The 13,978-nt window shown below is 57.9% G+C and carries 9 protein-coding genes; 5 read left to right on the plus strand and 4 right to left on the minus strand.

Annotated features, from left to right (window positions below):
* Positions 1–1,573, minus strand: a 1,573-nt coding sequence (locus BGP00_RS07655; RefSeq protein ID WP_292925733.1) for a strawberry notch-like NTP hydrolase domain-containing protein, incomplete at its 3' end; no start/stop codon positions are given.
* A 418-nt stretch (positions 1,574–1,991) separates the two neighbouring features.
* Between BGP00_RS07655 and BGP00_RS07660 the strand changes: the two genes are divergently transcribed.
* The 4 genes from BGP00_RS07660 (at position 1,992) to BGP00_RS07675 (ending at position 10,735) form a co-directional block, all read left to right on the plus strand.
* On the plus strand, positions 1,992–5,684 hold the full coding sequence (locus BGP00_RS07660; protein ID WP_292693168.1) for an RNA-directed DNA polymerase: 3,693 nt from the start codon (positions 1,992–1,994) through the stop codon (positions 5,682–5,684).
* 121 nt (positions 5,685–5,805) lie between these two features.
* On the plus strand, positions 5,806–6,762 hold the full coding sequence (locus BGP00_RS07665; protein ID WP_292693170.1) for a 3'-5' exonuclease: 957 nt from the start codon (positions 5,806–5,808) through the stop codon (positions 6,760–6,762).
* 53 nt (positions 6,763–6,815) lie between these two features.
* Positions 6,816–8,939, plus strand: coding sequence for an AAA family ATPase (locus tag BGP00_RS07670; RefSeq protein ID WP_292693363.1), 2,124 nt, complete (start codon positions 6,816–6,818; stop codon positions 8,937–8,939).
* Positions 8,939–10,735 (plus strand): ATP-dependent helicase, encoded by a 1,797-nt coding sequence (locus BGP00_RS07675; protein WP_292693172.1) that lies wholly within the window; start codon positions 8,939–8,941, stop codon positions 10,733–10,735. The genes BGP00_RS07670 and BGP00_RS07675 overlap by 1 nt, the downstream gene beginning before the upstream one ends.
* Positions 10,736–10,816: 81 nt before the next feature.
* Here BGP00_RS07675 and BGP00_RS07680 read toward each other — a convergent pair whose 3' ends face one another.
* From BGP00_RS07680 to BGP00_RS07690, 3 genes are all read right to left on the minus strand, one after another.
* Positions 10,817–11,107, minus strand: coding sequence for a ribbon-helix-helix domain-containing protein (locus BGP00_RS07680; protein WP_292693174.1), 291 nt, complete (start codon positions 11,105–11,107; stop codon positions 10,817–10,819).
* Positions 11,108–11,111: 4 nt separating this feature from the next.
* Positions 11,112–11,759: a ParA family partition ATPase gene (gene parA / locus BGP00_RS07685; protein ID WP_292693176.1), complete on the minus strand. Its 648-nt coding sequence runs from the start codon at positions 11,757–11,759 to the stop codon at positions 11,112–11,114.
* A gap of 82 nt (positions 11,760–11,841) precedes the next feature.
* The gene (locus BGP00_RS07690; RefSeq protein ID WP_292693178.1) at positions 11,842–13,035 is read right to left on the minus strand and encodes a helix-turn-helix domain-containing protein; all 1,194 of its coding nucleotides are present in this window, start codon (positions 13,033–13,035) and stop codon (positions 11,842–11,844) included.
* 687 nt (positions 13,036–13,722) lie between these two features.
* On the opposite strand from BGP00_RS07690, the gene BGP00_RS07695 reads away from it, so the two are divergent.
* Positions 13,723–13,968 (plus strand): helix-turn-helix transcriptional regulator, encoded by a 246-nt coding sequence (locus tag BGP00_RS07695; protein WP_292693181.1) that lies wholly within the window; start codon positions 13,723–13,725, stop codon positions 13,966–13,968.
* Positions 13,969–13,978: the final 10 nt, after the last annotated feature.

Genomic DNA, 13,978 nt, shown 5'->3' on the forward strand with positions numbered 1-13,978 from the left:
TCCGTCGCGAATATCCGCCCCATTGTACCGGAGGTGCTCTCGCTAAGACAGACTCACAGAGTCTGGATAAGATCAGGGCATTGCTCTCGCTGATCCAGAGATGGCGGCGGTGGCCGCGCAGCCATTGATCCATCAGGATTGAGGCAAGCTGGCGACCTTTGCCAGCGCCGGTGCCATCGCCGAGGAAGAAGCCGCGACGGTAGTTTGTACCTTCAGCATCGGGCACCAGTTCCAACCCGCGTCCCGGCACGTAATAGCGTCCAGGAAGATCGGATGAGGTCGCATCGAGCGCATGGACCAGCGTTTCTAGTTGAGCTCGGCTCAGCACGCGGTCACGGATCACATTTGCAGGAAGCTGAGGGATGTAGCTCGGCGCTGGGAGCGCGACCGAGGCCATGGCCGCCGATTCCACCAGTTGGGTCGGGTGGTCTCCGGCATCGTCAAAGACCAGTCGCTGCGGCCGATAGGCGACATAGACGCCGATAGCCTGCTCGGCGTCGGCGATGGTGTCGCGAACGGCGTAGGGCAGTGGCATGGCGCCGTTGGTATTGCTGCGGGGATTCGCAGGGGCCAGTTTCGGAGCGCCTGTCCGAAATCCGCCAAGCAGGGGCGCGGTGGATTTGGATGGCTGAGCCGGTGGCGCGGCGACAAGCGGCAGTTCGGACGCGACGCGGCGTCGCGCCGGAACCTTGCACAGAAACGGAAGCAGGTCTGCGAGGTTTGATCGGTTGATGACGGTGGTGCTGATGGCACCAGCGCGTTTGTCGATCACCAGCAGGCGAACCGGGATCGATGTACCCTGCTTGGTGAACGCCCCCTCAAGTCGCGCATGGAAGGCAACGCTCGCGCCCCGCAGCGCGCGCTGGAACAGTTCCGCTCGGCGACCTTGGGGCTGGAAGCTATCGGGCATGATGGCGACGAGGCGACCATCGGGTTTCAGAACACCCAAAGCTGCAGCCAGGTGGCGGGCGGCCGTGGTGGGATCTTCGATGCCAGCGGCGTTGCGCGCAAATGGCGGGTTCATCAGCACGACACTGGGGCGCTGCGTCAGATGGGCGCCTATGCGCACGGCATCAAAGCCGGTCACCTGCGCGGTAGGGAACAGGTAACGTAGGAACTCCTGACGGACAGGATCGATCTCGTTGAGATGGAGGCTCGCAGCATGTCTGCCCCAGATCGCCAGCATTCCGGTGCCGGCACTGGGTTCGAGCACGATGTCGTCTGGCTGGAGGTCCGCAAGGTGGGCTGCCAGCCAAGCCAGCCCAAGCGGCGTCGAAAAGTGCTGATGCTCGATCTGCTCCTCGCTGCGGACCGTTTGGGTTGGGAGGCGAGCTTCGAGATCGTTCAGGAAGGAAAGTGCCTGCACGACTGTCGATGGGACAGATTGCTCTCGAAGCGATTGGATCACCACCATTTCCATCATCTGGAAGCTGTCGCGTTGGGACCATACACCCGAGGCCGAGGTAGAGCCGGTTGCGGCCTCCATGGCCGCATTCAGCACCATGCGGGTGAGCTTGTGGCCCCCCGCAATATGCGGCACTAAACTGCGCGTGCCTTCAGCAAGCTGGCCCACATACGCTGCGGGCTCCTGGTGGCAGTGAGGCATAGGAAATCCTTTCGGGTTCAGGGAACTCGAAAGCCTTTCCTCCCGCTCTGACTTTGACATTTAACGCCCCAAAACTGCCACCCAAGTGCCCTCTCCCGATCGTCGACAGCGGGCCTTGATTCATCCAGCCCCCAGAACTAAAGCTGCCGGTAAAAACGGCGCGTTTCAAAACTAATAGCGAACAATCATCGTTCAGGCTCATGCTGAGATTAAAATGGTCAACTTAGCCTCCATGAAATTTCGATTACTCTGCTCATAATCCGGGGTGCCGCAAAGACGATCATGGCCTCTGACGGCTTCTATATCTGCGCTCCCACACAGATGCGTTGACCATATTCCGCCAAGCTGCGTATCAATCCGCACGGGATATTGAACAGGTGACAACGTGCAGCAACTTCTTCCAAGACTCGAGGATCTGTCCCAGGAATATCTTCTCGTTCAGGCCTGGAAAAAAGCTGCATCCTACATCCGCTATCATAACTGGTTCTCTGACACGCTTGAGCTCGATAAGGCTGCGGCGGACCTTCCTAATTTCATATCGAAACTCGCAAAGCGTCTAAAATCCGGCCATTATGAGACCGATGCGCTAAAGCTCGTTCCTGCCCCGAAAAGTCAAAGATGGCAGGTTGATGCGCAAGGGCTTTGGAAGCCAGAGGACGAGAGGGCGCTCAAGATCCGCCCGCTAGCGCATGTCTCGCTGGCTGACCAAGTCGCGGCCACCGCACTTATGCTGTGCCTGAGCGAACGGGTCGAAACCATCCAGGGTGACCCCCGTGGCGATGTCAATCATCTCCCATTCCGGCGCAGGATGATGTCCTATGGCAATCGGCTGTTCTGCGACGGGCCCGATCCGGCCAAACGACTGGTTCATCGCTGGGGCTCATCCAAGCTTTATCGCGCTTATTTTCAGGACTACCGTGCATTTCTCAATCGGTCCGAAGTGGTTGCCGAGAACCTTCGCTCCGGGCAGCGCGTTGTTATTTTTCAGACCGATCTGAAGCAATTTTACGACCGGGTGACACCCGCATTGCTCCATTCCAAGATCCGGGCCTTGCAAACTCCAGACGACGACGAACAATTTTTCGATCTGGCCTGTCAAATCCTCAACTGGTCTTGGCAGCCAGGCGACAAGGGTAAATTCGGCGCATACAAGCGCAATGCTGGGATTCCGACATTTGCCGGCACCGCCCTTCCCCAGGGTCTGGTGGCGGCTGGTTTTTTCTCCAACATCGTGCTGCTGGATTTCGACAAGCGCGTCCTTGGGAGATTCAGAAAAGAGATCATACCTAGCATCCGGCTTGAGGATGCATGCCGGTATGTGGACGATATCCGGCTTACGATCACGCTCACCTCAGATGTTTCGCAGCCTGAAGCCGAAGAGGCCGTGTTTTTGTGGCTTCAGGACATGCTGACCCAAACCGGTCCCGGACTGGAGCTCGCTCGCGAAAAGACCTCAACAGCCTCTCTCGGTGGAGAGAAAACCCCATTGATGCGCCAATCCCGCAAAATGGAACGTATCCAGACAGCAATCTCGGGCGGATTCGATGCAAGCGGTGGTGAAGAGGTCATTCAGGCGATCCAGGCGCTGGTGACGTCGCAGCTGAGCCTGAGTGGCAGCGCGGCTGCATCAGGTCCTGCAAGCCTCCGGGCAGTGCCGGACGTCAAGGATGAAACGATCGGACGCTTTGCAGCGGGTCGGTTCAGAAAGACGTTCCGCTCGCTCAGGCCACTCCTTGACAGCAACGCACCCCAGAATAGCGCGAAGAGCGATGAGGCCTTGTTCCGTCGGGACCGCCTCTCACAGGCCGAGCTTGATGAAGAGGCTCACGTCTTCGCGCTAAGTCTGGTCGAACGATGGATTTTTGATCCGTCCAACGTCCGGCTTCTTCGCGTCGGCCTCGACCTTTGGCCCTCTCGAGCGGTACTGGCTGAGGTGCTGAAACTGATCGAACCATATTTCGATCGCAAAAGCGGACTGGTCAAAGGACGTAAGGTCGCTTTCTACTGCCTTGCGGAGATTTTTCGGGCCGGGGCAACCGAAACCGGCTTCATCGAGGACCCGGAATCCCTACCCAAAGCGGTGGATGTCAATGAGTATCGAGCGGAGCTGCTGCAGTTCGCGATCCGTATCGTCACTCAGCATGCCAAGCTTGCACCCTGGTATCTGATCCAGCAAGCCCTCCTCTACATTGCCGTGCATGATCCCAAAGGTATCGCAGAACCCGGCGGGGCAAATTCCAACCAAGATTACTGGGATCTTCTCACCTTCCTGACGGGCACGTCCCGCGACTTGCCGCCAAAGGATTATGCGGTCTACGCGGTTGTTGCTCGGCGCTCGTTCCTGTCCAAGGGGGAGGCTGTCAAACTCGTTGCGAAAAGGCTGACCCGAGCCAAATTTGCTAAAATTGCAGAACTCGATCTTGAATTTGCTCGAGACCTGTACAGCAGCGTCGGCAAAAAATTTTCCGTGCCAGCTGGAATTGCCGAGGATTTGGGAACAAGGGACCTGGCCTCCATGCCAGACGTACAAACCTTGCAATCCTTCGTTCGCGACAAGGGACCGCTCAATGCCTTGCGCAATGAGATCGGCATTCTCAGTTTTGCAGAGACGTTCATCAAGCTTGTCAAAGCGGCAGCAATTCCCGATGTGATTCCTCCCACGTCAGTTCAGATCGCGATTACAGATTTCAAGGGCTACGGGACTGTAAGCAAGATCGATTTCCGACCCGCCGACACCTCAAGCGGATATATGTCGATCTACACCCCGCCATCATGGGTCAAAGATGCCCAGCGTTGGCGATTTCAGCTCGGCTATCTGCTCCGGTTCATCTTGACCGCGAGCATTGATTTCAGCCTACCGGTGCGAGCCGCATCTTGGAAGGAAGCCGAGGCTATCTACCGTCCCACCCGCGCCCATTGGTTCCAGCGGCAGTACGGGATCTACAATGGGCACGAAGCCTTCGGAGACGATTGGCTGGCAATATCGCAATTTACTCAAGACCTGCTGTTTGAACTGCTGCTCTGGCCCGGGTGCTACAACTACAAGGACCAGAGTATCGAGCTGACCCTGGAGGAGACCGCAAGCCGAATTAGCGCTGCGCTGACTGCGGCCCGTGAGGCGATCGGCGCGGCCACAGGCACATTGATGCTCGAAGTGGCCGCTCCGATCCCCGGCATCGGCAAGGACAAAAGGCCGCTTAGAGCGTGCGTCGTCCAATCGCTCATGCCGGAAGAAAGGGATTTTTCGTCCAAAGATCTCCAAATGAGCAAACCGCATTTGCGTAAAAAGCACCGCAACCACCTCTCGACAGCGCTCGCCGCAGTCGAAAAAATGCTGGATCTGCGCGAAACCCACAAGCCGGCCGATAAGCGCCTGGACTGGCTGATCTTGCCTGAACTGTCTGTCCATCCTGACGACGTCGCCACCCATCTTGTGCCCTTCGCCCGGGCGTTCAAGACTGCCATCCTTACAGGGGTAACCTATGAACAGGTCGTGCCAGGTCAGCCTCTGGTCAATTCCGCTCTATGGATCATACCACGCGTTGTAGAGGGCCGAGGCCTTCAGACGGTTATCCGGCGACAGGGTAAGCAACACCTCTCCCCCATGGAACATGACTTCACGACGCCAGTCGAGTTGGTGACCGGCTTTCGTCCCTGCCAGTGGCTCATCGGATATGAATGGTCGAGCGATCCAGCCCAAGATCCACTCTGGCTGACAGGGGCCATCTGCTATGATGCAACCGATCTGCGGTTGGCTAGTGACCTTCGCGAACGATCGGACGTCTTTGCCATCCCCGCACTCAATCTCGACGTCGGCACCTTCGATCACATGGCGCAAGCCCTGCATTACCATATGTATCAGCTGGTCCTGATCGCAAACAATGGCGCTTATGGCGGCAGCAACGCCCATGTACCCAAGGGGGGGGCACATCTTCGGCAGGTCTTTCACACCCACGGGCAACCTCAGGCAACGATCTCCTTTTTCGAGATCGAAGATATAGAGGAAATGAAGCAGCGCCGTGCCTTGGGTGCGATAAAAGCGCAAGGCTGGAAGTACCCACCGGCGGGGCTCGTATGATGGCCAACCCAGTGAGAGGGGGAGCCGAAAAAATGAAAGATATGCTTCAATTGAAGGCGGTCATTTTTAAGCTTACCTCCACTATGCCCACTCATTCCAGATGCGAGATCAGGACGTCGTAATGTCAGATCCCAAAGCTATCACAACGTCCTCCAGTCAGCCGGCCGGCAACCTTGAACTGCCTTCCGCTCGGTCATCGGCGCTGGAGCATTTTGCCGAGCAACTGGAGGCCAGTGGGGACTACCGCGTCCTTCGGCGCCTCAAGACACGCACAACCATAACCCCGCCTGATGGTACACCTACGCGCAGCGGCCTTTTCGTCGATGTCGAGACCACGGGCCTTGATGCGCAAAAGGATGAGATCATCGAACTGGCGATGGTTCCCTTTACCTATGGGCTTAACGGGTCCATTTTTGAGGTGGGCAAGGCCTATCAGCAATTCCAGGAGCCTTCAGCTCCGATTGATCCGGCCATCACCGCCATTACCGGGATTACCGATACAATGGTAGCGGGCCAACGCATCGACCCCAATGAGGTAAAGGCCTTCGCGAGCAATGCCTCCTTGGTCATTGCCCACAATGCCGCTTTCGACCGCCGATTTGTTGAACCACTGAGTGACGTTTTTGTTAGCAAACCCTGGGCATGCTCGATGACACAGGTAAATTGGGCCAGCGAAGGTTACGAAGGAACCAAGCTTGCCTATCTGGTGGCGGGCGCAGGCTTCTTCTACGATCGCCACCGCGCCGAGAATGACTGCCGCGCTGCCATAGAACTGCTGGCCATGCCTCTCCCGAATTCCGGAATCGCCGCCATGGCTCGATTGCTCGAGGTCGCGCGCCAATCGGGCTGGCGGATCTGGGCTGAAAACGCCCCCTTCGATCTCAAGGACATCCTGAAGGCTCGTGGATATCGCTGGAACGGTGACGATAATCTCAACCCCAGGGCTTGGTACATCGATGTCGATGATCACCAGCGCGAGACGGAGATCGACTATCTTCGCAAGGAAATCTACCGGCGCGAAGTCAATCTGCCTGTCCACAAGATCGACGCATACAACAGGTTTTCGGATCGTCTGTAAGGCTGGAATGCAGTCCAAGAGACCCAAGGGAGACATCAGTACATATCTCGAGACTGCAGATCGTCAATTACAGGAATTTCGAGCGCGCCAATGCGGTGTTCAAGAAAGGCATCAACACGGTCATTGGCGAGAACGGTTCGGGCAAGACCAATCTATTTCGGGCGATCAGGCTCCTCCTCGACGATACACTGCTGCGGATGGCCTATCGCCTGGACGACAAGGATTTTTATCGCGGCCTTGGGGATTGGAGGGGCCATTGGATCATCATCAGTCTAGAATTTGAAGAGGTTTCCCAGGACGAGGCCATTCAATCCCTCTTCCTTCACGGAGCGGGCAATATTGAGGACAACGGCATTGGCCGGGCCACCTACAATCTGATTTTTCGTCCCAAAGCTGCCATTAGGCGTAGACTTGCCGATCTTCGCCCCGGTGATCGAGCTGGTCTGGCCGCGCTGCGGGCGGAGATCAGCATCGCTGATTATGAACCGATCTTCACCGGCCGAAGCAGTGCCGACTTCGTCAATCCCGAGACCTACAAGGCCCTCGTCGGGGATTTCGAGGCGGTTGAGTTCCCTGAGGAACTCAACCAACCAGAGATCGGCGCGGTTATCAAGGGCATGCTCTCGATCTCGCGGGAGGTCAGCTTCACCTTCGTTCAGGCACTTCGCGATGTCGTGAGTGATTTCCAGAACAATCGAACCAACCCGCTGCTAACGCTTCTTAAGGGTAAGAGCGGGGAAATCGACCCGACCACCATTGATCCGATAAGTCGGATGGTGAGGAAACTGAACGATGCAATCGAGGATCTCACCGAGGTGGGAGAAATCCGCTCGGACATCAGGGAAACCATTCTCGACGCGGCCGGGGAGACATATTCTCCACGAGCGCTTTCGATCCGATCCGACCTCCCCGACCAAGCCGATCAGCTCTTTCAATCGTTAAAGCTGTTCGTGGGCGAATCTGAAGAGGGCTATGAGGGCCCCATTCATGAATTGAGCCTGGGCGGCGCAAATCTAATTTACCTCACCTTGAAACTCCTGGAATTCAAGTACCAGAAAGAGAAAGAGTCCTTCGCCAATTTTCTGGTGATTGAGGAACCGGAAGCGCACATCCATACTCATATCCAGAAAACGCTGTTCGATCGGCTCAACTATGATGACACCCAGGTCATCTACTCCACGCATTCCACACATATTTCGGAGGCCAGCAATGTTGAAAACATCAACATTCTAGGTCGGGTAGAGAATGGTCGATGCGAAGTCTTCCAGCCATCGACGGGCCTCAACCGGGCACAGATCGGCAACATCCAGCGCTATCTCGATGCGGTGCGTAGCAATCTCCTTTTCGCCAAGAGCGTCGTGCTGGTGGAAGGCGATGCCGAGGAAATCCTGATACCCCTGCTGATCAAGAGGGTGTTTGGTCTCAGCCTCGACGAACTTGGCATCAGTCTGATCAACATCCGCAGCACCGGCTTCGAGAATGTGGCGATCCTCTTCCACAACAGGAGAATCAGGAAGCGCTGCGCCATCATCACGGATTCAGACCGCGCGTTCATCCCGACTGCGCCTAATTCGTTCGATGACGAACCTACCGCCAAAGCAAGGAAGAGCGCCCTGAGATCGGAGGAGCTTGGCGCCGGGCGCAAACAACGCCTTGAAAACTTATGTGTCGGCAATGAGTGGCTAAGCACCCATTTTGCCGATCACACCTTCGAGGTCGATTTTCTCAACGCGGGGAACACCGACGCGGTTTTGGGGATAGTGGAGGAGGTCTATTCGGATCCTGCAACGATAGCCCTGGCCAAAAGTGACATTTCTTCGTCCGACATCGTCCGGTTCGGCTCCCGAATACTCACCATGGCGGGCCATGTCGGCAAAGGTTGGTTTGCCATCCACCTTGGCCGGATGATCTCGCCCGACTCGAAGATACCTGTCTACATTCTCGAAGCCATTTTCAGCGCCCGTATGAATTTGAGCCGGGCGATGTGGACCAGTGTCCTCTCTTATCGCCTCGATTACCTTAAAGAAAGCGGTCTTCATTGGGATTGCGAGATCGCGCAGATGCGGCAGTGCGTGGAACTCTACCGCAGTGGCCAAATTGAATTCAATCAGCTTCGCGCAGCTATGCGTGCCCATTTCCCGGAGGACGTCATTAACGAAATTATCTCGGATTTCTGATGTTTATCTGGGACAAAGGTGATCTTAACCCGGCGCAGGAAAAGGCGATCGAGCAGTCTGGCAGCGTGTTTCTCGCTGCCTGTCCAGGCAGCGGCAAGACACGCACCCTGACCTACAAGATTGCGCGGCTCCTGTCCGAGTTGGAATCCGGCAAAAAGCGCGTACTTGCCATTACCTACACGCACCGCGCAGCTGACGAAATCCACGAGCGCATCGAGCAGCTGGGTGTCGATACCTCACAGCTATGGATCGGCACAATCCATGCCTTTTGCCTCGAGTGGATTCTTAGGCCCTATGCCATCTATCACCCGACGCTGCAGCACGGGTTCCGTGTCATCAACGGCCACGATACGGAGCAAATGCTGGATGCGCTCTGCTCATCCGTCACGACCACAAGACTGACCAGCCACGACTGCGGCTATTACGCGACGCCAACTGGCTTCAAGCTCACCTGCCGCGATACCGGGAAGCAGGAGGCGATCAAGAAGGTTTTGAAGGAGTACTGGAGAGGCCTTCGCACCAACCGACAACTCGATTTCGAATTGATCCTAAGTTACTCCCATCAGATGATCCAGCGGCACTCGCCAATCTCCACGCTTCTCGGCTCGATTTTTTCTTGCGTTATGGTCGATGAATTCCAGGATACGCGAAAGATTCAATATGAGATCCTTGCAGCAATCCTCAAGGCCAGCAAGGCGCAGGCGACCGCCTTTATCGTCGGTGATCCCAACCAAGCCATTTATGGCTCGCTTGGTGGATACGCCATCTCCGCAGAGGAGTTTGGTCGTTTAAGCGGCCTCGCATTCACCGCGATGGAGCTCTCGGACAATTACCGCTCCTCGTCGCGCATCGTCGGTTATTTCGGGAATTACAATGTCCTGACCTCCAAAAGCGTCGCGGTCGGACCGGCGAAGGACTTTCCAAGCCTTGTATCATTCGACAGCTGCACAAGGCGTGACGCTCTCGAAGCCGAACTGGTGAGATTGATCCGATATAATATCGAGGTCCTAGGCATTGCGCCGCAGGAGGTCTGCATCGTGGCGCCATGGTGGGCTCATCTCGCCAGTATGACACGGCGGCTGGCGACTGTCTTGCCCGAATACACATTCGACGGGCCGGGCATGGTTCCCTTCGCTCGTGATACGGACAATTTCTGGTACAAGCTGGCCCGCATCATTCTTACGCAAGCCTCACCGCCACTTTTCGTACGGCGCATGCGCTGGGCAGGAGAAGTACTTGCGGGCCTTCGCGATGCTGGAGTCGAGGCAGACGGCCTCGAGGGCAAAACACTCCTTCGCATCTGCAATTCCATCGTGATCGATGAGACGGATGGCCTGACCTTCCTGCGAGAGGCCTTCGAGGCAATCTTCCTGAAAATCGGGATCGATTGGCGCACTAATGAATCGCTGAGGGAGCATCACGAAGCTTTCTTCGATAGTTCACAGCGCAGAATAGATCGCCTTGTGCGAGAGGGTTCGGAAGCGATCGCTGAGGTAGCCTTGTTCCGCCGTGTTTTCGCGGGACAGCGGGGAATTACTATCTCGTCGATCCACGGCGTCAAAGGTGCCGAGTATGACACGGTAATTGCCTTTGGCTTGCTTGAGGACATGGTGCCAAATTTCAACGAGGTCGAGCCTATCGATGCCGCGAAGAAACTGCTCTATGTAATTGCCTCGCGGGCGCGAAAGAACCTGCATCTGATCTCTGAGCGGGGACGAAGCCGGCGGCGGGGGCCAGATTACGAGCCGACCAAAGTACTCCTGCAATGCGTCTTTTCCTACGATAGTGTGCCCTAGGCCGGATGGCCTCCCGCCGGTTGAACTCGGCTCCCCCCTCACCTAAAGAAAGGGGACTTACCGGCCAATGCTCTATCATGGTCATTCTCCGACTGGGCTCTGTCCATATTTGCGCAAGACATCGTCGAAGGCCTCGGCCATCAGTTCCTGAAGGCTGAGGCCATGCTTGCGGGCGCAGACGTGCATCGCTAGCGACATTTCCAGCGAAAAGTAGCCTGCGATGGCCTTGCGACCGGCCCGACTATTCGACCTCGGCAGCGTACTGATCGAGACTGTTGCGCCGGCATGCTCTTCATTGCCGGGCGCGGCAGGCTGGGACCGCGGTTTAGGGCTGGGCTTGGGCTTGTCGGCGAGATTGGCAAATCGGCTCATTTGCTCACACTCCCTCATGTGGGGTCGTGGACATGTTCACTTGTGCGATGGTCCACATGTGAAGCGCCGTGATCTCAGCGGCGGCCTTGCCCGCAGGCTCGAACTCGATCACCGAGGCACCCGCAGCACTGGCATGGCGATAGACGGCCCGATCCGGCAGGATGTGCGGACAACTCTCGATCCCGAAGCCCTGCACCAGTTCAACCGCCTCCTCGTACATACGCGGAGCATGTGGTGGGCCAGCGGTGAAGACGACGTAGGCCGGCTTGTCGAACAACCTCACCAGACTGACCGTGGTCTTGATCGCCGCAAGATCGAAGGCGCTGGGGCGGCAAGGGATCAGCACCAGATCGGCAACCTCCACCGCTCTGCTGGCCGCACTGTCGGCATGGGGAGGCGTGTCGATCACGATGAAGGTCGCGCCTTGTTCCTTGGCGGCATCGACCTTGGCCTGAATACGCGGCGGCGCGCTGTCGATCACCTCTGGCGCCTTGTCCGCGCGCCATGCGCCCCATTGGCTGGCGGTGGCCTGCGGATCGGTGTCGATGATGAGGGCGACGGCTCCAGCCCCTTCGGCTGCGGCGGCGAGGTTTACCGACAGGGTGGTTTTGCCCGATCCGCCCTTCTGACTGACGATGGCGATTATGCTCATGATGATTTCCTTGCCCGTTCACATGTGAACGTGTGGGCTTGTGAGAGAATGGACCTTTGGACCCGTGAGATGTTGGACAGGTTCAACCATCCGGTGCGACCCGCCGCTCCATGCTGGCCATCAATCTCGCTGTCAGATGAGCCAGAGGCCCAGCCTGCGGCTCGATCAACTGTTCAGGCGCTGGAGTTTGTTGCAGGGCATCTTGGACGTTGCGCTCTGTCGCGCGGAACAGCCCCGCAAGGTTCACCCCTGCCGAGCCTGCCCGCCGTACCATGCCCGTCAGACACCGTGCCGGAGAGCCAACCCGATAGCGGTGGCCCAGCGGCATTTCGGCGTTCCGGTCGATCAGCAGCACGCTGAGCGCCGCACGTTCCCGCCCGAACTGCTGACAAGCCCGACCCCAAGTGCTCTGGGCGATGCCGAGCCGACCACAACTGCGCCACGACGCCTCGACCAAGTTAGGCCAGGTCGGCCCGCCCAGCGCCTCAACGATGCCGCGATAGCTCTCGGTGGCCACCACTAGCGCGGTCGCGGGCCTGATGCGCTCCAGCGGATCGCTGGGCCGCACGGTACGCCTTCGTGGTGAGTTTTTGTCCTGTATATTGGGTGCGCAGTTTTCTTCCGGCGCGTCGGAAGTTTTCGGTGCACGGGGCGCGGGATCGGGCGCAGATTCGATCGCGGCGAGCATGGCGGACAGAGCCTCGCGGATAGCAATCAAGCGTTCGATGCTGGTGATCCGGGCCGTGCGGCCATCGGGCAGGATGGTTTCAGCCCGCTCGCGCAGATCCTCGTCACCGGCATCGCGGATGCGCTGGCCCAACTGGCGGATCTCGGCGCGACATTGCTGGATGGCGCGGGCTTGCAATTCCAATGCTTCGGCTTTGGCTTGCAACTCGGCAAAGCGCTCAACCAATGGCGCCAGATTGATGCCCGCCGCCCAGACCACGACACCATCCTGCCGATCACCGGCGCGCTCACCGTTGATGCCGGCGTTGCGCAGGATGAACCCCGCCTGCTCCAACTCGCGCTCAGCCGAATTGATCGAGCGCGGGGTCAGGCCCAGTTTCTCGGCAAAGCGACGAGCCTGCGTCCAGACGGCGCAGATACGGCCAGACAGGTAGTCACCGTCCATCGTTTTCAGCACATAATGGCGGACGAGCGCGACGGCTGTTGAGGACAGACCAAAGCCTGGCCGTGCCACTTGCTCGAACAGGCGCAGCAGATCGAAACGACCCACGCCCGCTGGCAGCCCCCTATGGGCAAGGGTGGTGCTCATGGCGCCCCTCCCCCAGCAATCATGCTTGCAACAGAGTCTTGGGAGCGATAGGATTCCACCATAGCCGCACAGCTATTCCAACAGCCGCTGCGAAGGGTTGCCGCCCTTCCAGCGGTTATTTGGCAGTCTGGAGGTGGCCCCTCACCCGGGTCATGTTTGGGCACGACGCAACGTGCGATTTGTGCTAAACAATGCCCAAGGAAGGCTTTTGCGTACGCAGTTAGAGCGTGCAAAAGAGCCTCTCGTACAAAGCTCGTACACGGCAAATTTGGAGGGTCGATTTTATCGCGTAATTTCAAGATACTTACGCGAGATCGCCAATCCCCTTCACACGGGTGGGGTCACAGGTTCAATCCCTGTCGCGCCCACCATGACTTCCTTCGATCATTCAGGAAGTTATGGCTGGAAATTGACCCTGACAAATCCCCAGCTCATTTATCCCTGCAGGGCCGGTTCAGGGGTCTCGGCAAGGCATTGGCCCTTGCGGTTGCTCCCATTCCCTGTCGCCTCGTCCATGGCCCAACCTCTTGCGATCATGGCGCCGCCGCGAGGCTCAGGGGGCAGCGATAAGGCTGCCTCCTCCACGAGCGCGATTCAGAAGGCCAGAGATTGAGCCGGGGATTGACGAGAGCATGGGCCTTGCCGCAATCGCTGCTCGACACATCACAGCCCATAAAGAGAGAGACCATGTGCGCACCATCGGCAATTCAGGACGTGCCGGAGCATTTTGCCCATTGCATTCAGGTCCTTGGCGGCACCACCGCCGCATCGCGCCGTCTTGGCATCGATGAAAGGGCAATCCGCCGCTTCATCAACGGCGAAAGGCCGATCAGCGCGGGCCTGATGCAGGACACCGCCAAGGCGTTGAACCTGATGGCAGCAGAAGCGACCGAGGCGGCGGCGCGCATTGCCGCCACTTTCGGCGCTTCCTGAAGCGGCCCGG

The sequence above is a fragment of the Novosphingobium sp. 63-713 genome (genome assembly GCF_001898925.1).
Taxonomy (GTDB): Bacteria; Pseudomonadota; Alphaproteobacteria; order Sphingomonadales; family Sphingomonadaceae; genus Novosphingobium.

Excerpts from the sequence above, each read along its gene's own strand:
- BGP00_RS07690 (WP_292693178.1), bottom strand. The coding sequence starts at position 13,035 with ATGAGCACCACCCTTGCCCATAGGGGGCTGCCAGCGGGCGTGGGTCGT.
- BGP00_RS07695 (WP_292693181.1), top strand. The coding sequence starts at position 13,723 with ATGTGCGCACCATCGGCAATTCAGGACGTGCCGGAGCATTTTGCCCAT.
- BGP00_RS07675 (WP_292693172.1), top strand. The coding sequence starts at position 8,939 with ATGTTTATCTGGGACAAAGGTGATCTTAACCCGGCGCAGGAAAAGGCG.
- BGP00_RS07680 (WP_292693174.1), bottom strand. The coding sequence starts at position 11,107 with ATGAGCCGATTTGCCAATCTCGCCGACAAGCCCAAGCCCAGCCCTAAA.
- parA (WP_292693176.1), bottom strand. The coding sequence starts at position 11,759 with ATGAGCATAATCGCCATCGTCAGTCAGAAGGGCGGATCGGGCAAAACC.
- BGP00_RS07665 (WP_292693170.1), top strand. The coding sequence starts at position 5,806 with ATGTCAGATCCCAAAGCTATCACAACGTCCTCCAGTCAGCCGGCCGGC.